The sequence below is a fragment of the Mycobacterium sp. E2989 genome, from assembly GCF_001667595.1.
Lineage (GTDB): Bacteria > Actinomycetota > Actinomycetes > Mycobacteriales > Mycobacteriaceae > Mycobacterium.
In genome coordinates, this window is record NZ_LZJX01000084.1 from 1 (window position 1) to 1171 (window position 1171).

At 70.4% G+C, this 1171-nt stretch carries 1 protein-coding gene; it reads left to right on the forward strand.

The genetic code is table 11. The features are described 5' to 3' along the window. Window positions 1-47: 47 nt before the first annotated feature. Window positions 48-1016: a PPE family protein gene (locus A5680_RS14970; protein ID WP_067820550.1), complete on the forward strand. Its 969-nt coding sequence runs from the start codon at window positions 48-50 to the stop codon at window positions 1014-1016. Window positions 1017-1171 lie beyond the last annotated feature (155 nt).

A 1171-nucleotide genomic window follows, 5' to 3' on the forward strand; every position in this document is an offset into this window, starting at 1 on the left:
TCCGAACCGCTCGAGTCATGTCCGCCACCGTTCTAGAGAAAATGCCGATGCTGCAGCACGATTCGCCCTCCCTCGAGCCGGATTTCGGCGCCCTGCCGCCGGAGACGAACTCCGGGCGGATGCATGCGGGCCCGGGCGCCGGATCGATGATGGACGCCGCCAGGGCCTGGGATCTGCTGGGCGCCCAACTCGGCGAGATGGCGCTGAGCTACCGGGCGGTGTTCGCCGAGCCGGATTCGCCGAGTGATTCGGCAAGGGCGACAGGCCGAGGCGTCGCGGCCTATCTGGGCTGGCTCGACGGTACCGCCGCGCGGGCCCGGCAGGCGGGCATCCAGGCCAAGGCCGCGGCGGCCGCCTACGGTGCGGCCCTCGCGGCGGTGGTGGCGCCCCATGCGATCGATGCCAATCGGTTGCGGCGGATCTGGCTGGCCGCGACGAACTGGCTTGGCCAGCTCAGTCCGGCGATCGCCGACGCCGAAGCCGACTATGAACGGATGTGGGCCCAAGACGCCGCCGCCATGTACGCCTACGCCCGCGCCTCGGCGGTTATCCGGCAGCTGACACCGTTCAGTTCGCCCCCGCAATGCACCCATTCGTCCGGGCCGGCGGTCACCGAACCATCCCGCAGCTGGCGGCTGAAGATGGCGCCGGAGGTGATAACGACCGGCGCACAAGTGATCTCGGCCGTCGGCCAGGCGATCGATGCGCTGTCCTCCTCGCCGCGCACTACCCTCGATGCGACCCTGTCGCCGGTTACGGCGGCACTGTCCCGGCTCAGTTCGTTGTCGGCGCCGTCGGACGTCGCGCTCACCCACCTGAGCTCCCTCAACAAGGCCGCCGCGCTGCACCGGGCCACGGTCATCCGGTCCGCCCGCACGACCGACGCGGCGCCTCGGGTGAGCGTCGGCAGCGGCGCCGCGATCGGGGCCCTGTCGGTTCCCCGGGCGTGGATTCGGTGGGAGCCAACCTCCGCGTGGGCGAGCCCCCAAGCGAGCCCCGTCGATCGGAGCCAGTGAGTTCTCGAAATGAGTTGCGGCGCAATAACTGCGGCCGTTCACCGCGGGTGGGTGCACGCATGACCGGCAACCCTCCGGGCGGTGGTCCCGACTAGCTGGCGGCCCCGTAGGACCTCTTGGGCCAAGCTGGCGGGTAGTTTGTTTGCCATTGCTGG

What these genes read in the sequence shown, in the direction of transcription:
- A5680_RS14970 (WP_067820550.1), top strand. Translation starts at nt 48, where the DNA reads ATGCTGCAGCACGATTCGCCCTCCCTCGAGCCGGATTTCGGCGCCCTG.